We start from the raw sequence: 20,414 nt of genomic DNA, 5'->3' as shown, positions 1-20,414 counted from the left end.
CCACCGCGCGTTTGGGTATCTGGGCGATCTCGGAGATCAAAAGTCTTACATCCGCAGTCCACGCTGGCGAGCGATCGCTGTTCCTCGCGTTTGCCGCAGGAGCGGGTGAACGGATCAAAAAAACGCCTTTCTTCAGTCAAAATGAAGAAAGGCGTCAGGAGCGCGGCTCGATTTCATCCGCGGCGGGATTAAGCGTCGATCATATCGCGTTCACCAGCGATTGATATTTCCACAAACGGAGTAACGGCCTCATTTCTTCAGACAAGGGGAATAGGCGCGGTCGGTTGGCAAACCCAGCCCATCATCTGGCCACGACGGCCGCCCCTGCAGTGGCCACTGTACAGGCTCGGTTCACAGGCCAGATCTGTTGTTAAGTAGACCGTACCTGATCACATCGGTGGATTGCGATCACCGTGCGGCATACCACCGATTGGTGTCGTTCGCGAACACGAGAAAATTGGCAAGATGGCTGGATTAAAACCTTAGCCAATCAGTTTCATACAGCGATCGAGGGGGCGCATGTTGAGGATCCATACCAGGAGCAAGAAGCATGTGATCGTCTTCGGAGGGACGAACCGGGGGGCAGGAATGGGGGCCGCATGAAAGGCGATAACCGGCTCCCTGTAACAGTGCTGTCAGGCTTTCTTGGCGCGGGCAAGACGACGATACTGAACCATGTTCTGCGCAATCGTGATGGCCTGCGCGTCGCCGTCCTCGTCGACGACATGAGCGAGGTCAACATTGATGCGGATCTCGTTCGCGATGGCGGAGCCGATCTGTCGCGTACAAACGAGACGCTGGTCGAACTCACCAATGGATGCATCTGCTGCACGCTCCGCGATGACCTGCTCGGCGAAGTCCGCCGGCTCGCGGCGGAAGGACGCTTCGACTACCTCCTCATCGAAGCGACAGGCATTGCCGAACCCTTGCCGATGCGGCGACCTTCTCTTTCAAGGATGAAACGGGCGCGGCGCTCTGCGATATCGCCAGGCTCGATGCGATGGTTTCAGTCGTTGAGCGTCGCTGATCGCGTTGAAACGGTGCGCGGCGAAGCCCTGGCGGTCAAATGGATCGGTCGCCATCTTTACAAGCGAAGCGGATCATCCTGGAATGACAGCGTCGTGCCGATCCGCATTTCGCGACACGCTCTTGACCATCAGACGCCCCACCGGGATCTCTATCTCTCTGCCGGTCACGCCCTGTTCATCGATGGTGTGCTCATCCGGGTGAAGGACCTGGTCAATGGGATCTCGATTGCGCCTGCCCTTCCGGCAAACCGGGAGATGATCGAATATTTCCACATTGTGCTCGATACCCATGAAGTGGTCCTGGCCGAGGGGCTTGCCGCCGAGACGTTCCTGCTCCAGTCCTATAACCACGAGGATTTCACCAACTTCGTTGAATTCGCGCGCCTCTATCCTGCCGATCAGAACACCGCCATGACGCCTTTCGCCCCCCTCGTCGGCGGCCGAGAGCACCTGAAGGCGCTTCTGCCGCAGGGGGTCCGTCGCGCTTTTCAGATGCGTGAACCGGCTCATGGCGCCTACGAAAAAATTGCCACGCGCGCCCGGCAATTGTTCAGCTGAGATCTGATGACGGGTGCACGACGGCAACCGACGCATTGGATAAAGATGACAAGTTCGGCGATCTCCGCGTCTGGAGGTCGCCTGCTTATGCAACGGCTCGCCTGTGGCGAGCCGTTGCATGTTTTCTCGGAAAAAGCGGCAACAGGTACCGTTTGTGCTACTCGGCCGGCTGGAGGCCGGTTGCCGGGAGGCTGTCAACGGCCTTTCCGTCGAGCGCCTTGGCAAGCTGTTCCGCGTCCAATTCATTCTCCCAGCGAGCAACAACGATCGTGGCGACTGCGTTGCCGACGAGGTTGGTCAGCGCCCGGCATTCGGACATGAAGCGATCGATGCCAAGAATGAGCGCCATGCCCGCGACCGGCACGGAAGGCACAACAGAGAGCGTGGCGGCGAGCGTGATGAAACCGGCACCGGTGATGCCTGCTGCGCCCTTGGAACTCAGCATCGCAACAAGCAACAGCAGGATCTGGTCGCCCCAGGAGAGGTGGATGTCGGTCGCCTGAGCGATGAACAGCGCGGCCAACGTCATGTAGATGTTGGTGCCATCGAGGTTGAAGGAATAGCCGGTCGGAATGACGAGGCCGACGACCGAGCGCTTGCAGCCGGCCTTTTCCATCTTGTTCATCAGTCCCGGGAGGGCAGCTTCCGAGGATGAGGTGCCAAGGACCAGCAGCAGTTCTTCCTTGATATAGCGCAGCAGCGCCAGGATCGAGAAGCCGTTGTAGCGGGCAACAGCGCCAAGGACAACGAGCACGAAAAGCAGCGCGGTGACGTAGAAGGTGCCGATCAGCATGGCGAGGTTGGCGATCGAGCCGACGCCATATTTGCCGATGGTAAATGCCATGGCACCGAAGGCGCCGATCGGAGCTGCCTTCATCAGAATGGCGACGAGCTTGAAGATCGGCGCCGTCAGCGCGTTGAGGAAATTGATGACCGGCTCACCCTTCTCACCCACCATTGCAAGCGCAATGCCGAATAGCACGGAGAAGAACAGGACCTGCAGGATATCTCCATCCGCGAAGGCGCCGACAATCGTGGTCGGGATGATGTGGGTGAGGAAGCCCGTGATGCTTTGCTCATGCGCCTTTTCGGTGTAGGTGGCGACAGCCGTAGGATCGAGCGAGGCTGGGTCGATATGCATGCCCGCGCCGGGCTGGACCAGGTTGGCGACGGCGAGGCCAATAATCAGGGCAAGCGTCGAAAAGGTCAGGAAATACAACATGGCCTTGCCCGCGACGCGGCCGACCTTCTGCAGGTCGCTCATGCCGGCAATGCCGGTTGCCACGGTCAGAAAAATGACCGGTGCGATGATCATCTTGACAAGTTTGATGAAGGCGTCGCCCAAAGGCTTCAGTTGTGTGCCGAGTTCCGGGTAGAAATGCCCAAGCAGGATACCCGCGGCAATGGCTGCGAGAACCTGGACATAGAGATGCCTGTAGAAAGGTGTCTTGCCTTGGGGCCGTTCGGCCGCGGCGACTGCTGCAATCATGATTTCCTCCTTCTGGCTCGCCGGAACACGTTCCGCCTCCCGAGCCGTTCGCTTCAAGTCCAACGGTCGAGCCGCTGTTGAGGAAATGCTTCGCAATCGCCGTGCCAGTTTTTTCATCTGTCGGTAAACCATTGAAAATACGCCATTAAAATCAGTATCCCACCACAGCGGTAGGCCATGCTATGCGAAACTTCACACAGGAATTGTTGATGTTTGTGCGAAAATATGCACAACTTCGCCATGGCTGTTTTGGGATTCCAATGGCGGGCGCCGTCCGCTCTATTGCAAACGCGCATCCGCTGGGCGTGGTTTATCTATGCCGGCATGGCTTTGGTGGTGATCGTCGCCGGATTATGGGCAAGCGGCGAGATCGGGCGGCGACGCGCTGAGGTTGCACTCGAAGCGCAAGCTCACAACGATGCCAGTTTGAATGCAGCGCTTTTGCGCACGGCCCTGGAAAAATATCGAGCGCTTCCCTTTGTGCTTTCGCAGGATGGCGCGCTTGCCACGGCGCTGGCGGCAAACGACGCCGGTGCGTTCGACCAGCTCAACCGCAAGCTGGAAATGCTGGCCGCAGGCACGAAGGCTGCGGTCATCTATGTTATCGGAAACGACGGCGTCGCGGTCGCGGCCAGCAACTGGCACGAACCGACGAGCTTCGTCGGCAATGACTATCGCTTTCGCGAGTATTTCCAGCGCGCGCTGGCCAAGGGGCAGGCTGAGCACTTCGCGCTTGGCAGCGTCAGCAAGAAACCGGGACTCTATGTTTCGCAGCGTATCGGCAGCAGTAACGTCCCGCTTGGCGTCGTCGTGGTCAAGGTCGAATTCGATGATGTCGAGGCTGATTGGAACGCCTCCGGAAAGCCATCCTATGTGGTTGACGAGCGCGGCATTGTCCTCGTCACCAGCATTCCGTCCTGGCGTTTCATGACTGTCGGCGAAATCGCTCCCGATCGCCTCGCCAGCATACGCGAAAGCCTTCAGTTCGGTGACGCGCCGTTGCGGCCCCTGCCGATCCATGTCGTAGGAGCCCTCGGCGACGGGCTCGATCTGGTCCGGATCGTCATGCCGGGCGATGCCGGCGAGACGTCGTTTCTGAATGTGCAGGTTTCCGTACCGACCACGGCATGGCAGTTACAGCATCTGGTGTCACTGAAAGTGCCAATCGACGCCAGCGTGCGCGAGGCGCGCATGCTGGCGCTGCTCGTCCTTTTGCCGCTTTTGGCAGCAGGCGCCTTCCTGTTACGCCGGCGCCATTCCCTCGCGTTGCGGATACTCCGCGAGCAACGGGCGCGGGAGGAACTGGAACGCCGCGTGACGGAGCGAACGCTGGATCTCAGCCAGGCGCGCGACCGTCTGCAGGCGGAAATCACCGATCACAGAAATACCGAACAGAAACTGCAAGCGGTGCAGCAGGATCTGGTGCAAGCCAACCGGCTGGCCATCCTCGGCCAGGTCGCGGCTGGCGTCGCGCACGAGATCAATCAGCCGGTCGCCACCATTCGAGCCTATGCTGACAATGCGCGTGTGCTCCTCGGCCGCGGGCAAACGGCGCCCGCTGGCGAGAACCTGGAAAATATTGCCGCGCTGACCGACCGGATAGGCTCGATCACCGAAGAGTTGAAGGCATTTGCTCGCAAGGGCCGCGGCGCCGCGGAACCCACCGCGGTGATGGATGTCATCGAGGGTGCGGTGATACTGCTGCGCAGCCGGTTTGCCGGGCGGATGGATACACTGGACATCGACCTGCCCGAGGCCGGCCTCATGGTGATGGGAAACCGCATCCGGCTGGAGCAAGTGCTGATCAACCTTCTGCAGAATGCGCTGGAGGCGGTGGCGCCGAAAGGTTCGCAGGGCCGCGTCGAGATCAGGGTGGTGAGCGATGCGGACACCGTGATGCTGACCGTCGCAGACAACGGACCGGGCATTTCGCCGAAAATCCGCGAAGGGCTGTTCACGCCGTTCAACACTTCGAAGGAAAGCGGCCTCGGTCTGGGACTGGTCATATCCAAGGACATCGTCGCCGACTATGGCGGCCAGCTCGAGGTATCGAGCGATGACAGCGGAACGCAATTCGTCGTTTATCTGAAGAAGGCATGAGATCATGGACCCGTTGCCGCCAGTCGCTCTCGTTGATGACGACAAGGATCTTCGCCGCGCCACCGCGCAGACGCTCGAACTGGCCGGGTTTACCGTTTCAGCGTTCGGCAGCGCCAAGGCGGCACTTGTCGATCTGTCGCCGGACTTTGCCGGTGCCGTCGTGACGGATATCCGTATGCCGGAGATCGACGGCTTACAACTGTTCAACATCCTGAAGGAGCTCGACGCCGACCTGCCGGTAATCCTCATTACGGGCCATGGCGACATTCCAATGGCTGTTCAGGCGATCCAGAACGGCGCCTATGATTTCATCACAAAGCCTTTTGCGGCCGATCGCCTGGTCCAGAGCGTGCGTCGTGCAAGCGAGAAACGACGGCTGGTGATGGAAAACCGTGCGTTGCGGCGGGCGGCCGAGGACGCGCAGGACAGTCTGCCGCTGATTGGCCAGACGCCGGCGATGGAAAACCTGCGGAATATCCTGCGGCACATCGCCGATACCGACGTCGACGTGCTTGTTGCTGGCGAAACCGGCAGCGGCAAGGAGGTGGTCGCCCAGCTTCTCCACCAGTGGAGCCGAAGGCGAAAAGGCAATTTCGTGGCGCTTAATTGCGGCGCCCTGCCCGAGACCGTAATCGAGAGTGAACTGTTTGGCCACGAAGCCGGCGCCTTTACCGGCGCCCAAAAGCGTCGCATGGGGCGGATAGAGCATGCGAGCGGCGGCACGCTTTTTCTGGACGAGATCGAAAGCATGCCTGTGGCCACGCAGGTGAAGATGCTTCGCGTTCTCGAAATGCGCGAAATCACGCCGCTCGGTACAAACGAGGTACGCCCGGTCGATCTCAGGGTCGTGGCCGCCGCCAAGATCGATCTCGGTGATCCCGAAGCGCGCGGCGATTTTCGAGAGGATCTCTATTATCGGCTGAATGTCGTGACGATCTCCATTCCTCCCCTTCGGGAACGCCGCGAGGATGTTCCCCTGTTGTTTTCGCATTTTGCCGCCCGTGCCGCGGCCCGTTTTCATCGGGACGTGCCTCCCCTTTCAGAGAGCGTGCGCCGCCACTTGTTGTCGCATGCCTGGCCGGGAAATGTGCGCGAGCTTTCCCATTTCGCCGAAAGGCTGGTACTCGGGCTTGAAGGAGGCACCGAGAAGGCGATTTCCCTGCCGGCAGCCACCGCCACGCTCCCGGAGAAGCTGGAGCAGTACGAAGCGGAAATCATTCGCGAAGCGCTGGCGGCCAATGACGGTGATGTGCGCCGGACGATCGAAGCGCTCGGCATTCCACGAAAGACGTTTTACGACAAACTGCAGCGCCACGGCATCAATCGAACCGGCTACGCCGCGCGCAAATGATGCGACATCCAGTCGCCTCGCCGCCGTCGCTCCCGACTCGGCGAGTGGCTGCCGTGGCTCCCCCAGGAAAACCGCAAGGATTGGCGCGACAAGCCCGGCGCGGTCCAGGAGAGCGTGCTCACACGGCCATTGCGACCAGTCTCACATCTTGCTTGGCCGATCGGAATATTGATTTGAAACATCAATAAAGAGGTCATAGACTTTGAATATCAGAGCCTGAGTAACATAAGCGATGGTTGAATCGTGATTACTGCCGCTCAGCTGCGGGCCGCCAGGGCCCTTCTCGGCATCGACCAGCGGCAGTTGGCCGAATTGGCGGGAGTTTCTGTGCCGACCATCCAGCGCATGGAGGCAAGCGCCGAGGTGGTTCGCGGCAATGTGGACTCGCTCATGCGGTTGCTCTCCGCCCTGGAGATCGCCGGCGTCGAGGTGATCAACGAGGGAGCAGTCAGCGAAGACGGCGGGCGCGGCGTGCGGCTGAAGGCAACCGTCAAGCCCCTCCAACGCAAAGCCTCGAAATTATCCGACACCGTGCGCGGACCAAGGGGGCGCCCATGACGCCGGCTGTCGTCATGCTGTTATGTGCGATGGCCTTTGTGGGAACGGCGGTCGTCGCGATCCTCGTCGCGCGGTCGATCCGGGCCACACAGGTGATCTACGGCACAAGCTTCGTTATTTCGAGTATCGCTTTTGCGACCTCGCTCATTCAGCTTGCCTCGGCGATTTCACCGGCTGCGGAATCAACGCTCGTCCTTCCTCTCGGCTTGCCGTGGCTGGGAGCGCATTTCCGGCTCGATACGCTTGCCGCCTTCTTCCTCGTGGTCGTCGATCTCGGCGGCGTCCTGGCCAGTCTCTACGCCCTCGGTTATGGCCGTCATGAACACGCGCCACAAAGGGTCCTGCCGTTCTTTCCTGCCTTTCTGGCCGGCATGAACCTCGTAATTCTGGCGGACGACGCCTTCACCTTCCTGCTCTCCTGGGAATTCATGTCGCTGGCCTCATGGGCACTCGTGATGGCGAACCATCGAGACGCCGACAACCGGAAAGCAGGCTATCTCTATATAGTCATGGCGAGCTTCGGCACACTGAGCCTCCTGCTCGCATTCGGTCTCCTCGCTGGTCCTCAGAGCAGCTACGATTTCGCCGCTATGCGCGCTGCCGGGCATGCGCCGTTTACGGCCGGCAGTGTGCTCATTTTGCTGTTGCTTGGCGCCGGCTCCAAGGCCGGGCTGGTGCCGCTGCATGTCTGGCTGCCGTTGGCCCATCCGGCCGCGCCAAGCCATGTCTCGGCCCTTATGAGCGGTGTCATGACGAAGGTCGCCGTCTATGGCTTCATCCGGGTTGTCTTCGACCTGCTTGGCACACCCACGGCGTGGTCAAGTGTTGTCGTGCTGCTGTTCGGCGGCGGAACCGCAGTCCTGGGCATCCTGCATGCGCTGATGGAAAAGGATCTCAAGCGGCTTCTTGCCTACAGCACCATCGAGAATATCGGCGTGATCTTCGTCAGTCTGGGGCTTGCGCTTGCCTTTGCCGCGAATGACATGCGCTTGGCAGCGGCGTTGGCGCTCACGGCCGCGCTGTTCCATGTTCTCAACCACTCGTTCTTCAAGAGCCTGCTCTTCTTTGGCGCCGGCGCGGTGCTGACGGCGACGGGCGAGCGGAACATGGAGAAGCTGGGCGGCCTCATCCACCGCATGCCATTCACCAGTTGCGCGTTTCTTGCTGGATGCGTGGCAATCTCCGCTCTGCCACCGTTCAACGGCTTTATTTCGGAGTGGCTGGCCTTCCAGGCCATCCTGCAGAGCCCCGACCTGCCGCAGTGGGGGCTCAAGATCATGGTGCCGGCGGTGGGGGGCTTGCTGGCATTGTCGGCGGCACTTGCGGCGGCCTGTTTCGTCAAGGTTTTCGGTGTGATTTTCCTCGGCCGGCCACGAACCCAGGTGGCCGAGCATGCGCGAGAGGTCGACCGCTTTTCGCTTGCAGCGATGTTGACGTTGGCGGTGTTCTGCCTTCTCGCGGGCATTCTCCCCGGGATCATCATCGACGGTCTTGCACCTGTGACACTCTCTTTGATCGGCGACAAAATGCCGGAGCAGATGAGCATACCGTGGCTGTCGATCGTGCCGATCGCCGAGAGCCGCAGCTCCTACAACGGCTTGCTGGTATTCCTGTTCACAGTGTCGTCAGCGTCACTTACGGCCTATGTCGTTCACCGATTTGCTTCGCGGCAGTTGCGCCGGGCACCCGCCTGGGACTGCGGCTTTCCGGAGGCTGGCGTCGCAACACAATATACGGCCGGCAGCTTTGCCCAACCCATCAGCCGGGTTTTCGGGACGCTCGTCTTCCAGACACGTGAGCGGGTCGAGATGCCGGCACCAGGCGATCTCCGCCCGGCTCGTTTTACCGTCGCATCCCGCGATCTGATCTGGGACGGCCTCTATATGCCGATCGCAGGCGCCGTCGGGTTTGCCGCCGAAAAGCTCAACCACCTGCAATTTCTTACTATCCGGCGCTATCTGAGCTTGGTCTTCCTCGCTCTCGTCATCCTGCTCCTGGTGCTGGCGCTATGGTCTTGATTTCCGCGCTTTTCATCCAGGCTCTTCAGATGGCAGCGGTCGTGTTGCTTGCGCCGCTCTTGACCGGCTTCATACGCAAGGTCAAGGCGCGATTGCTGCGCCGGCGGGGGCCGTCCGTCATCCAGCCCTATCGCGACCTCCTGCGGCTTCTGCGCAAGGAAGTCGTGCTGGCAGAGAATGCGTCCTGGCTGTTCAGGGTGACCCCCTATGTGATTTTCGCCGTGACCTGGGTTTCGGCGGCGATCATTCCCACCTTCGCGACAGGGCTCATGTTCAGCTGGACGGCGGATCTGATTGCCATCATTGCCCTGCTTGGCAGCGCCCGCTTCGTCCTGGCACTCGCCGGCATGGATGTCGGCACCAGCTTCGGCGGTATCGGCTCAAGCCGCGAGGTGATGATCGCGTCGCTGGCCGAGCCGGCGATGCTGCTCATCATCTTTACGCTCGCCCTTGTCGCCGGCTCGACCCAGCTTTCCACCATCGCGACCTTCATGACCTCTCCACAGGTGGGGTTACGCGTTTCGCTCGGGATCGCGCTGATCGCTCTGATCATGGTGGGGATTGCCGAGAATGCCCGCATCCCCGTCGACAATCCGGCGACCCATCTCGAACTCACCATGGTGCATGAGGCAATGGTGCTCGAATATTCCGGCCGCCACCTCGCGATGATAGAACTGGCCGCATCTCTCAAGCTATTGCTCTATATCTCCCTGATCGCCTGCATGTTCGTGCCGTGGAAACTGGCGGCGCCGGACGCCGGTCTGGCGGCCTATCTGACCGGCATGCTCGCCTATCTCGCCAAGCTTGCTGTTGGCGGCACACTGCTTGCGCTGTTTGAGACGGCAACCGCCAAGATGAGAGTTTTCCGCGTGCCCGAATTCCTTGGTGCGGCCCTTATGCTTGGCCTGCTTGCAACTCTTTTGCTGTTCGTCTCAAGGAGTCTATGATGAACGGTCTTGTCTTCGATATTGCTCATCTGTTTGCCGGCGGCCTGGTTCTGGTCAGCATGATGATGCTGTACCAGGACCGTCTCTATGCGCTGCTTAACGTCTTCGCGCTGCATTCGTTGGTGCTCACGCTGTCCGTGGCCTGGCAGGCCTTTGTCCAGGACGCCCCGCACCTCTATGTGACGGCAGCGATCGCGCTCGTCTTCAAGGCGATCCTCATCCCCGTGGCGCTCCACCGCATGATCCGGCAGCTCGGCATTCACCGCGAAATCGAAACCGTTGTCGGCATCGGCCCGACGATGCTCGCCGGCCTCGGACTTGTCGCTCTGGCGATGGTGGTGATGCTGCGGGTGACGCCTGAAGCAGACCCTTTGGCGCGCGAGGATCTCGCCTTTGCATTGTCGGTTCTGCTGCTCGGGCTCCTGATAATGGTTACCCGCCGCAACGCCGTCAGCCAGGTTGTCGGCTTCATGTCGCTCGAGAACGGGCTGGTGCTTGCCGCCACCGGCGCCAAGGGCATGCCTCTGGTGGTGGAAATCAGTGTCGCCTTCTCTATCCTCATCGCCTTCATCGTCATCGGCGTTTTCCTGTTTCGCATCCGCGAGCGGTTCGACACGGTCGACGTCCGCGCGCTCGATGATTTCAAGGGAAGGAGGCGAAGATGAGCAGCTTTCTGCCCGCCTTGCCTTTCGATCCCGTGGCGGCCGTCCTTTTGATACCGATTGCCGCGGCCGCCCTCCTGGCGCTCTTGCCCGGCTATCGAATGACGGCGCGACTGAACGTATTCGCGAGCCTGCTGACCCTGATTGCCGCTCTTTCGTTGTTCGCGACCGAGCGGCGAGTGCCAGGGCAGTATCTGCTCATCGACGATCTCAACATTGTCTTTATTATCCTCAATACCTTCGTCGGTTTCACCACCAGCGTGTTCAGCGCCAGCTACATCGCGCATGAGCTGAATTCTGGCCGGCTGACGCCCTCAAACCTTCGATTCTACCACGCCATGTACCAGATCATGATGTTCGGTATGAATCTCGCATTCGTGTCGAACAACATCGGTCTGATGTGGGTCGCCGTCGAGCTTGCGACCCTGACCACCGTACTGATGGTCGGCATCTATCGCACACACGAAGCGCTGGAAGCGGCCTGGAAGTATTTCATTCTGGGCAGCGTCGGCATCGCGTTTGCACTTTTCGGCACTATCCTCGTTTACATGGCGGCACAACCAGTAGTCGGTGACGGCTATGATGCGATGGTCTGGAGCCTTCTGGTCAAGCATGCCGCTGCCTTCGACCCGGCGCTACTGAATGTCGCGTTCGTGTTTCTGCTGCTCGGCTATGGCACGAAGGTCGGCCTCGCCCCCTTGCACGCCTGGCTGCCCGACGCGCATGCGGAAGGGCCGACACCCATCTCCGCCGTGCTCTCGGGCCTTCTTCTGAATGTCGCGCTTTATGCTGTGCTGCGCTTCAAGATCCTGCTCGCCGCCAGCCCTGAGACGATTGCTCCGGGGCCATTGATGGTGACGATGGGGCTCACGTCATTGGTCTTCGCCGCCTTCATGCTCTACCGCCGGCGCGACATCAAGCGCATGTTTGCCTACTCCTCGATCGAGCACATGGGCATCATCGTCTTTGCCTTCGGCATGGGCGGACCGATCCCCAATTTCGCCGGGCTGCTGCATATGGTGATGCATTCGCTGACCAAATCGGCGATTTTCTACGCTGTCGGCCATATCGCACAGATCAAAGGAACGCAGAGGCTCTCCGGCATCCGCGGCCTGACCGAGACCCATCCAGGGCTCGGTTGGGGCTTGGTGATCGGCGTCGTTGCCATTGCCGGGCTGCCGCCCCTGGGGATTTTCATGAGCGAATTCCTGGTCGTGAGCTCGACATTTGCGCGCCAACCATTGCTTGCCATTCCGCTTGTCCTCGGACTTTTGATCGCCTTTGGCGCGTTGTTGCTGCGCCTAACCGGCGTCGCCTTTGGCCAGCCGCGCGGCAGTACCGCGCCGGCCGAAGCGTCCTACATACCGATGTATTCCCACCTCGCCTTGGTGCTGGGCGCCGGTATCTACCTGCCACCGCCGCTGGTCTCCTGGTTCCAGCATATCGCCAACCTTCTTGGATGATGGGGGAACCTCAGCAATGCCAGCGCTGACCGATCTGATCCTGGAAGGCCGCCCCGTAGAAGGCCATCATCCCTGGCCACGCACTGTCGTCGATCCGACAACCTGGACCTCCGCAGCCCTGATGCTTGCAGAGGAACATTGGACCTTGCTTGGTCTCTGGGGCGAAACGAATGCCGTGCACATGGCGCTGCTTGAAAAGCCGGCGGGCGCGGTCGGCATCATCAGCCTGGAGGGATTGGAAGACAGCTACCCCTCCGTCGCACAGCACCATCCGCCGGCGTTGCGCCTGGAACGCGCAATCCGTGATCTGGTCGGATTGGAACCACAGGGCTTGCCTGACACGCGTCCGTGGCTCGATCATGGTCGCTGGGAAACGCGGTTCCCGTTGGCGGGTCGCGCGGCGCCGGTGGTCAAGGCGATGCCTTACGAATTCCTGCGCGCCGAGGGTGAAAGCCTGCATCAGATTCCTGTCGGTCCGGTGCATGCCGGCATCATCGAGCCGGGGCATTTTCGATTCACCGCCTACGGCGAGACGATCGTCCGTCTCGAAGAGCGGCTCGGATATGTTCATAAGGGGATAGAGGCGCTCATGACAGGAGCAAGCCTCGACCGGGCGGTGCAACTTGCTGGGCGCACGTCCGGCGACAGCACAGTTGCCTATGCTTTCGCTTTTTCGCGGGCGGTCGAGGCCGCCATCCAGCTCGAGGTTCCACCGCGGGCCGCCTGGCTGCGCGCCCTGATGGCCGAGCTCGAACGGCTCGCCAACCATCTCGGCGACATCGGCGCGGTCTGCAACGACGCTGCGTTTCCACTCATGCATACGCATTGCGGCGTGCTGCGCGAGCGCATACTGCGCGCCGCCGACACCGCGTTCGGCCACCGCCTGATGCGCGACCGCGTCAAGCCCGGCGGCGTCACCACCGACCTGGAGGATGACGGGATCGTCGCCTTGCTGTCCCTGGTTGCAGAGATCCGCCAGAAGTTCCCGGTTTTGGTCGAGCTCTATGACAATACCGCATCACTTCAGGACCGGACCGTTGGCACCGGCATGCTCAGGCCGGAGCTTGCCCGCCAGTACGGTGCCGGCGGCTTTATCGGGCGGGCGTCGGGGCGCGGTTTCGACGTCCGGCGCGAGCTTCGCTACCCGCCCTATGACAGTCTCGTCTTTGATGTTCCGGTGCTCAGCGAGGGCGACGTCAATGCCCGCGTATGGATTCGCATTCGCGAGGTCGAACAGAGCCTGTCGCTCATCGAGCAGATCCTGGGCCAGCTGCCAGCTGGTCCGGTGCGCACCGAAATCTTGGACATTGGTGAGACACGCGAAGGGCTGGCTCTTGTTGAAAGTTTTCGCGGCGACGTGCTGATCTGGCTCCGCCTCGGCAAAAACGGCAGGATCGACCGCTGCCATATGCGCGACCCGTCCTGGTTCCAATGGCCGCTTCTGGAAGCCGCGATCGAAGGCAACATCGTCGCCGACTTTCCGCTCTGTAACAAGTCTTTCAACTGCTCCTATTCCGGTCATGATCTCTGAAGGCAGGCCATCATGCGCAAACTCCTCTTTGAAAGTCTGATCCGAGTGCCCCTGACCGAGCGAGCTCCGCCTCGTTCGGACGCCGCAATGGATGAGCTCGCTGCTGCCGTTGACAAAGCTGCCTGCCGGCATCTCGGCCACAGCCTGTCGATCCGCGCCGTCGACGCCGGCTCCTGCAATGGCTGCGAACTTGAGATGCACGCTCTCAACAATGCTTTCTACGACATCGAGCGCTTCGGGATCCGCTTCGTCGCTTCGCCGCGGCACGCGGATGTACTCCTTGTCACTGGACCGGTGACCAAGAACATGCGCGAAGCTTTGGAACGGACATATGACGCCACGCCTCATCCGAAATGGGTGGTCGCGTTGGGTAGCTGCGCGCGCGACGGCGGCTGCTTTGCTGATAGCTATGCTGTCGTTGGCGGCGTTTCGGCGGTCATACCGGTCGATCTCCATATTCCAGGCTGCCCGCCGCCACCGGCAGATATCCTTAAAGGCCTGCTGGCATTGCTCGAGCACGCAGACATGAGAGCGCCCACGTCGCGACGGTAATCAACATATTATCGCTTTATACTGATGTTTTATATATCAATGATAATAGTAATAACGTGACTTCTCATAGACTGACACGGAATCCCGATGATCACCGCCGCCCAGCTTCGTGCCGCCCGCGCACTCCTTGATATCGACCAGAAAACCATGGCCGAGATGGCCGGTGTTTCGCTGCCGACGATCCAGCGAATGGAAGCGAGCCTCGGCAATGTGCGAGGGATCGTCGACAGCCTCACCAAGGTCATCGAAGCGCTCAATCGGGCCGGTATCGAACTGCTCAGTGAATACACGCACAACGACGGTGGCGGACGCGGCGTTCGGTTCCGGCGCGCAGGGACGCCTTCGGGCGAACCTGGTTAGATCAGGGACGTCTCTCTCTCTCTCTCTCTCTCTCTCTCTCTCTCTCTCTCTCTCTCTCTCTCTTTCGATCTTGCGATCTTGGAATCCCGATGAGCCCGTGCTGGCACTTCCTCCTTCGTCCCTGCCTATCCGCGTGCTGCGGCAGAGCTCACTCATGATCCCGTATCTGCGCCGCCTGACCGGACGAGAACGAAGCGACAAGGCCGACGGGCACCTCGCTCGTTTTTTGACATTTGTCGCAGGCGCGGCCAATGCCGGTGGTTTTCTGGCGGTCCAGCAATACACCTCCCATATGTCCGGCATAGTTTCATCAATGGCCGACAATCTGGCGCTCGGCGATGTCGGGCTGGTGCTTTCCGGGTTGGGTGCCCTGTTGTCATTTGTCGCAGGAGCTGCCTGTTCGGCGATGCTTGTTAACTGGGGACGGCGTCAAGGTCTGCAGAGCGAGTATGCGTTTTCGCTCGTCCTGGAAGCTGCCCTGCTGATCTGCTTCGGCCTGCTCGGCGGCCACCTTGCGCGTCAGGAAGGACTGTTTGTGCCGACGACTGTCGTGCTCTTGTGCTTTATCATGGGATTACAGAACGCCATGATCACCAAACTGTCGCAAGCGAGGATCCGGACGACGCACATCACCGGCCTGGTCACCGACATGGGCATCGAACTCGGCAAGTTGTTCTACTGGAACGTGTCGCAGCGTAGCCCGGAGGCGCCATTTGTTCGGGCAGATCGTAACAAGTTGAAACTGCTGACATCGTTGGTCACACTGTTTTTTGTCGGAGGTGTCATCGGTGCAATGAGTTTCAAACATATCGGCTTCGCGGCGACGCTGCCTCTCGCGGTCATCCTGCTATTGCTCGCTGCAGTGCCGGTTCTGGACGACGTGTCTATCCGCGTGAGACGGCTTCGGTAATAAGCGGTATCGGCCTCTAATTGTAGGCGATCGTGTCGCCGTTACGCGGGCGTGTCAGAAAATACTGCTCATATGCGTAGGCGCCGTTTCCGGTAAAGCTGCCGAACAGCCCTGATAACATCGTGCCAAGCTTGTACTCGACGCGCGTCACAATCATCTGCACATCTACTTCCCGCAGGTCCTCGGGAATATCGATGGGTGAGGCCTGTCCGGCCGAGAGAGCCGTCGTGCCATAGGCCGACGACCAGGCGACCGTCGCGTGACCTTTCTTGTCGATGTCCACGACGCAAAGCAGGATGGTAAGGTGGTCGAGGTCGTAAGGCTGTAAGATCGAACTCACGCCGGAAAGAATACTGGACACGTCCGAACTGATCCAGGCCGTCTGCATCGAAATCATTTCGCCGGCGGTGGAAGCCATCTGGTTCACCTTCCTGCGGACAGCCAGTCCGTGGCCGAGGTCGGCCAATCCAGCAAGGAGAAGGAGGAGAACCGGAAGCAGCAGCGCGAATTCCACGGCGGATGCCCCAGCACGATCCTGCCAAAGCCGTCGCGGCGGGCACAATCTGACCCACCTTGCGAGAACCTGTATCATTGATGCTCTCCTTAGAAGGGTTCGTTGCGAAACAACACGGCAGCGCCAAGCACATAGCTGCCATCAACGAATGTCTGACTGGAGAGCGAATAGAGCTTTACCACCGGTGACCAGGGCAGAAATGCCTGCACGAGAACATAGTCGCTGCCATAACCGATGTTGAAACTCTCGGTGATTTTGACATTGCCATCGGAATCAGCAGGCATCATGCCGGATGCAGCCGAGATGTCGCTGACCACGTTCGCCACGACGAGCAAGTTGCTCTCACAGTTGAGAAGGTAGACCATATTGGCGCAGACCTCTGCCTTGAAGGTCGCAAGCGACGTCGCCTTTTCGGCGGCCTGCCCGGTTCTGATGAGCCGGGCGCTTTTGTGTACAGCGGCGTCGAGGGCGGTATCGACGAAGAACATCGCCGCGAGCTCGAGAATACCGAAAATGAGCATGAAAAGCGGAAGTGAGAGGATCGCGAATTCAATGGCCGCGGCGCCCCTTTTATCGCCGACAAGGCGGTGTAAAGATGAAGGGAGACGTCGCATCATTGTGTCAGCCGCACCGAGGTCAGGTACTGGGTGAAGAGCGTGGAGAGGCCGTCGGTGATCTCGTCTTCCGAGGCTGCTGATATGAAGAGGTCGGGCGAAGAGGCGCAGTCCTGCAAGGCAATTGGGATGTAATCCTGGCGGCTGATGCTGCCGCTAACGCCGCTGTGAAGGGTGCCGCCCCAGACGGAGTCCCAGCGACTGCCGGCCATGTTTTTTGCCAGCGTGGCGTCGTACCCCCAGTCATTCGGTATAGCCAGATATTCTGTATAGAGCACTGCAATCGTGGCGTTCTTGTCTTGCACCCCGGCGCACCAGTCGGGATTGAGTGGTGTCACCACTTTTCGAAGGTTGCCGAGGGATGTTGGGCTGCGAAGCGTCGTCAATTTTTTGTCTTGCAAAACCCAGTTTCGCTCCGATTGAACGCCGTCCGTTAGCAGGAGCACGAGTTTCATAGGACTGGAAGATGACGATCCGTCACCGCCTGTGCCGATTTTCTTGGCGAGTGTCGTCAGGGACGTGTCGAAATAGGTGGCTTCTTTCGAGCTGGCGCTTGTGAGGCCGCTGTCGTCATCGGATAGTTTCTTGCGAGCCGCACTGGTCGAATAGGTCGGCGCCAGGACCTCTGAAACATCTTCGCCCAGGCTATAGAGACCGACCCTGATCCTCTTGTGGTCGTCGTCGGCTTCATCGACCATGTCGAGCACTTCTTCGACGGCATCGAGCGCGACGTCGGAGCGGAGTTTGACGCCGAGCGCCTTGATATAGTCGTAGTACGTCGGCGACAATGTCACGCCGGTGGTCTTGTTCTTCACCGGATCGGCGGTGCTGTGACAGGCGAATTCACACGTGATGTTCGCATCACTGCGCAGCATCGCCTGGTCCGCGGATGTCGAGGCGAGAAGCATCGAAGCCGACTTGTCGATAACGATGTGAACGTCGAGGTAGGACGTCGCCGGTCCCTTGATGGCGCTAGTAACCCCGACGGGAACCGATTCAATATTCGCGATCGTCATGATGGTGGTCGGCACGGTTCCCGTGGCGGATGCCGTGATGGTGTGGCCCGTCTGATCAATCTTGACGCCGGCGATGTCGTAGCTGGAGTCGCTCTTGTCCGCTTGGGCCTCGAACCAATCAATGACCTTTTGCTCGAGCTTCTTTTCGTCATAAGTGTCGATCTGTTTGATGGCGGCAACCAGGGCGGCGTCGAGATCGGCCTGCATCTTGCTTTGGACATTGTATGCGCGCGTGTAGTCCAGGCTTGCGCCAACTGCTAGGATCATCGGCACGGTACAGATCGCAGCCGAGATGGCGACATTGCCCCGCCTGTCGGCGATCATCGACTTCATCCATGAAGCGAGGCGATTGCAACCAGAGGCAAGAGCGGATTTCATTACGCCGTGGACCTTTTCAGCTTGTTGAAGGCCGATGATCCACGATGAAGCTTATTCATCAGTCAACGATGATATGCCCATACTAGCCAGATAACGCAGCATTATCCGGTCCGCGCCAGAAAAAAGCGCGCTGATTCCGTTTCGGCTCCAGCTCTTTATGCTTGCGGACAAAATCAGGGACGTCTGACATCGTCTCAACGTTTCCTGGCCGGGAAGGGCGCGGAGATGAAGGCTGGCGCCCGGTTGCGATAATGACTTCAGGAAGGCGCGCCGCTGACAGATATCTGCAAGCGCGCGTTTTCGCTGACCGGCCGCATCCTCCCCTCATGATGTTTTTCGCTTATTATGGATATAAGTTGCGCAAATGGGCCGATGCTGCCGTCGATATTGCGTGCGGGCCTATATTCAACTCAACTTAATCGTATGATAATTGGAGGTTGGCGGTCTGCACCATGCGGCCCGGTCCTATCGCTCGAGTTCCCTAGGGGCTCTTTCTTTTTTGGAGCTCTGATGAGGTACGTTACTCATTCTGCCTTCCGTATCGTGGAAGCCGATGCTGACGAGATGTCGGAGCACTATGCGAAGACATTGTCCCCCGCCCAAGTGGAGCCCCTGAAGCCGCGCCAACGAACCTCTGTCGAAGACCGGCATTACACCGCCGGCCGCTACAGCGTGTGGAACGGGAGATGCCATTCCGGCATGAAGGTTGCGCTCGCGGGTGCGCCAGACGCCTACGTCCTCTACCTCCCGTCCTCGGGCGCCATGGAGATAGATGTCGGCCGGCACCGCGTCGTATCTACGGCGACGACCGGCTTTTTTGGTGACATGTCGCGCTTCGAAAAGCTGGTACTGCATGAAGACCGGAGCCATATCGGCATGGCATTCGAAAAATCGGCGATGATACAGCAACTGAGCGAACTGCTGGACGGGCCAGTCACGGACAGCATCGAATTTGCCGGCACGGTTGATCTTACAACGGTGAAAGGCTCACGGTTGGCGGCGCTTGGAACCCTTGTCTGGAATTGCCTTGACGACGATGATGCCGACCAGCTGTCGCCCGTCGCCATCGAGCGTCTGTTTCAGACCATGATGACCGTGCTTCTGGAGGTGGTTCCGAACAACTACATGCCGCGGCTGACACGACCGGTTTCTCCCGCTGTCCCCAGACGATTAAAGAGAGCGATCGAGTATATGTATGCCAGCGTATCGCGCTCGATAACCGTCGCGGATATCGCGCGCGAAGCCGGCACCAGCGTGCGCGCGTTGCAAACTTCTTTTCAGCAGTTCAAAGCCACCACGCCGTTGAATTATTTGCGGATGATCCGACTTGAAGGCGCTCGAAAAGCCCTGGCGGACGATGCCAATTCCCTGTCTATCGCCGATATCGCACGGAACTGGGGGTTTTCACATATGGGTCGCTTTGCGGCAGCCTACTATGAAGCCTTTGGAGAAACGCCTTCAGAGACAGCCAAGATGCGCTGGAGTGAAACGAAGAAACGCAGCATGGCAGAGTAGGGAACTTGCGCATCGCGCCCGCCATGCCTGCAGCCTGATTAAAGGGCCTCGCGCGGCCATCATGAACGACGGACAAAACGGAAACCGCCCATCGCGGTAACAAGATCGATGGGCGGGTATCACTTTCAGGCATGCGCCCTTCATGGCCGCCGCCGAATGGTTAACAGAATCCCACTCGCGGGACGCTGATGTGACTGGCGGAGCGCCATCTCGCGGCGGTCAGAATCTTCCGGAAGGCCAATCGTGATTGGACTTATTCCCTCGTCCGAGTCACGCTGAAGAAAGAAAGAAAGAAAGGCCGGAGCATCAATCGTTCAATGGAGGGCGAAATGAAGCACCATGAATTCGACCAACTGCAGAATCTTGCCAGGATCAACCAGGATTACCCCCATCACGTCATGCCGCGCGACAAGCGTCTGCAACGTTGGGCGGAACTCCTCGAAGCAGACCCGCAGCGGCTTCTGTCGACGCTGCACGAAACCGAATATCAACCGCACGCCGTGCGCGCTGCCCTGCACTGCGACAACTCGGCGATCTCGGTTGCTTTCAACGATCCTGTCCTTCGGGCCGCCGGGATGAAAAACGACACCTACGGAGAAGCGAAACGGTTTTTCGAACTGTCCGACAGGCAATTGCACAGAATCGTCTGCTACTGCCATTTCGGCGCGACGGTCAGCGCTGACACGACCGCTCGCTATATCCGGGCAAAGCATGTTGACAGGCAGGAGGGCATTTGGGCTCGCCTGCGCGACATGTTCGTTGGCTAAGGCGGCAAGGTGGCGTTGTCGGCTGATCCGCTAAGCCATTGCGGAGGCGTCCGAGAAGAAGTCGGACATTTCCTATACGGATC

18 protein-coding genes and 1 pseudogene are annotated in these 20,414 nt (G+C 59.7%); 15 read left to right on the top strand and 4 right to left on the bottom strand.

Annotation, left to right across the window (positions count from 1 at the left end; all coding sequences use genetic code 11):
- Positions 1-11: 11 nt before the first annotated feature.
- Both ACSQ2W_RS24670 and ACSQ2W_RS24665 read left to right on the top strand, forming a co-directional pair.
- Entirely contained in the window at positions 12-224 is a 213-nt protein-coding gene (locus ACSQ2W_RS24670) for a hypothetical protein (RefSeq protein ID WP_436088750.1), read from the top strand.
- Positions 225-932: 708 nt separating this feature from the next.
- Complete coding sequence (locus ACSQ2W_RS24665) at positions 933-1,586, top strand: Hint domain-containing protein (protein ID WP_436088749.1); 654 nt, start codon at positions 933-935, stop codon at positions 1,584-1,586.
- 157 nt (positions 1,587-1,743) lie between these two features.
- Here ACSQ2W_RS24665 and ACSQ2W_RS24660 read toward each other — a convergent pair whose 3' ends face one another.
- Positions 1,744-3,075 carry a dicarboxylate/amino acid:cation symporter gene (locus ACSQ2W_RS24660; RefSeq protein ID WP_436088748.1) on the bottom strand — a complete coding sequence of 444 codons (1,332 nt, stop codon included), beginning with the start codon at positions 3,073-3,075 and terminating at the stop codon, positions 1,744-1,746.
- A 225-nt stretch (positions 3,076-3,300) separates the two neighbouring features.
- Here ACSQ2W_RS24660 and ACSQ2W_RS24655 point away from each other — a divergent pair, with 225 nt between their 5' ends.
- From ACSQ2W_RS24655 to ACSQ2W_RS24605, 11 genes and pseudogenes are all read left to right on the top strand, one after another.
- Positions 3,301-5,175 carry a sensor histidine kinase gene (locus ACSQ2W_RS24655; RefSeq protein ID WP_436088747.1) on the top strand — a complete coding sequence of 625 codons (1,875 nt, stop codon included), beginning with the start codon at positions 3,301-3,303 and terminating at the stop codon, positions 5,173-5,175.
- 4 nt (positions 5,176-5,179) lie between these two features.
- Positions 5,180-6,526 carry a sigma-54-dependent transcriptional regulator gene (locus tag ACSQ2W_RS24650; protein ID WP_436088746.1) on the top strand — a complete coding sequence of 449 codons (1,347 nt, stop codon included), beginning with the start codon at positions 5,180-5,182 and terminating at the stop codon, positions 6,524-6,526.
- A gap of 243 nt (positions 6,527-6,769) precedes the next feature.
- Positions 6,770-7,084 carry a helix-turn-helix domain-containing protein gene (locus tag ACSQ2W_RS24645; protein WP_436083745.1) on the top strand — a complete coding sequence of 105 codons (315 nt, stop codon included), beginning with the start codon at positions 6,770-6,772 and terminating at the stop codon, positions 7,082-7,084.
- On the top strand, positions 7,081-9,102 hold the full coding sequence (gene hyfB / locus ACSQ2W_RS24640; protein WP_436088745.1) for a hydrogenase 4 subunit B: 2,022 nt from the start codon (positions 7,081-7,083) through the stop codon (positions 9,100-9,102). The genes ACSQ2W_RS24645 and hyfB overlap by 4 nt, the downstream gene beginning before the upstream one ends.
- Entirely contained in the window at positions 9,093-10,049 is a 957-nt protein-coding gene (locus ACSQ2W_RS24635; protein ID WP_436088744.1) for a respiratory chain complex I subunit 1 family protein, read from the top strand. Before hyfB ends, ACSQ2W_RS24635 begins: the two co-directional genes overlap by 10 nt.
- Entirely contained in the window at positions 10,049-10,714 is a 666-nt protein-coding gene (locus ACSQ2W_RS24630; RefSeq protein WP_436088743.1) for a hydrogenase-4 component E, read from the top strand. The genes ACSQ2W_RS24635 and ACSQ2W_RS24630 overlap by 1 nt, the downstream gene beginning before the upstream one ends.
- Positions 10,711-12,174, top strand: a complete 1,464-nt coding sequence (locus ACSQ2W_RS24625) for a hydrogenase 4 subunit F (protein WP_436088742.1) — start codon at positions 10,711-10,713, stop codon at positions 12,172-12,174. Before ACSQ2W_RS24630 ends, ACSQ2W_RS24625 begins: the two co-directional genes overlap by 4 nt.
- Before the next feature lie 16 nt (positions 12,175-12,190).
- Entirely contained in the window at positions 12,191-13,705 is a 1,515-nt protein-coding gene (locus tag ACSQ2W_RS24620) for an NADH-quinone oxidoreductase subunit C (protein WP_436088741.1), read from the top strand.
- A 12-nt stretch (positions 13,706-13,717) separates the two neighbouring features.
- Positions 13,718-14,257, top strand: coding sequence for an NADH-quinone oxidoreductase subunit B family protein (locus ACSQ2W_RS24615; RefSeq protein ID WP_436088740.1), 540 nt, complete (start codon positions 13,718-13,720; stop codon positions 14,255-14,257).
- Positions 14,258-14,344: 87 nt separating this feature from the next.
- On the top strand, positions 14,345-14,617 hold the full coding sequence (locus ACSQ2W_RS24610) for a helix-turn-helix domain-containing protein (protein ID WP_436083752.1): 273 nt from the start codon (positions 14,345-14,347) through the stop codon (positions 14,615-14,617).
- Positions 14,618-14,771: 154 nt separating this feature from the next.
- Positions 14,772-15,518 (top strand): annotated as a pseudogene (locus ACSQ2W_RS24605) (YoaK family protein); the annotation flags it as partial.
- Positions 15,519-15,543: 25 nt separating this feature from the next.
- Here the strand turns inward: ACSQ2W_RS24605 and ACSQ2W_RS24600 are convergent.
- From ACSQ2W_RS24600 to ACSQ2W_RS24590, 3 genes are read right to left on the bottom strand one after another with little or no spacing between them, the layout of a single operon-like run.
- A complete protein-coding gene (locus tag ACSQ2W_RS24600; protein WP_436088739.1) occupies positions 15,544-16,119 on the bottom strand; it encodes a TadE/TadG family type IV pilus assembly protein in 576 nt (191 codons plus the stop codon).
- 11 nt (positions 16,120-16,130) lie between these two features.
- Complete coding sequence (locus ACSQ2W_RS24595) at positions 16,131-16,658, bottom strand: TadE/TadG family type IV pilus assembly protein (RefSeq protein WP_436088738.1); 528 nt, start codon at positions 16,656-16,658, stop codon at positions 16,131-16,133.
- Positions 16,655-18,049, bottom strand: a complete 1,395-nt coding sequence (locus ACSQ2W_RS24590) for a TadE/TadG family type IV pilus assembly protein (RefSeq protein WP_436088737.1) — start codon at positions 18,047-18,049, stop codon at positions 16,655-16,657. Before ACSQ2W_RS24590 ends, ACSQ2W_RS24595 begins: the two co-directional genes overlap by 4 nt.
- Before the next feature lie 510 nt (positions 18,050-18,559).
- On the opposite strand from ACSQ2W_RS24590, the gene ACSQ2W_RS24585 reads away from it, so the two are divergent.
- Together ACSQ2W_RS24585 and ACSQ2W_RS24580 are read left to right on the top strand one after the other, a co-directional pair.
- A complete protein-coding gene (locus ACSQ2W_RS24585; protein ID WP_436088736.1) occupies positions 18,560-19,564 on the top strand; it encodes an AraC family transcriptional regulator in 1,005 nt (334 codons plus the stop codon).
- 329 nt (positions 19,565-19,893) lie between these two features.
- On the top strand, positions 19,894-20,331 hold the full coding sequence (locus ACSQ2W_RS24580; protein WP_436088735.1) for a hypothetical protein: 438 nt from the start codon (positions 19,894-19,896) through the stop codon (positions 20,329-20,331).
- Positions 20,332-20,414: the final 83 nt, after the last annotated feature.

Origin of the sequence: Pararhizobium sp. LjRoot255 (genome assembly GCF_964252905.1) — a bacterium.
Taxonomy (GTDB): Bacteria; Pseudomonadota; Alphaproteobacteria; order Rhizobiales; family Rhizobiaceae; genus Pararhizobium.
Note: the sequence above shows the minus strand (reverse complement) of the source record. Positions and strands in the feature narration are given on the sequence as shown.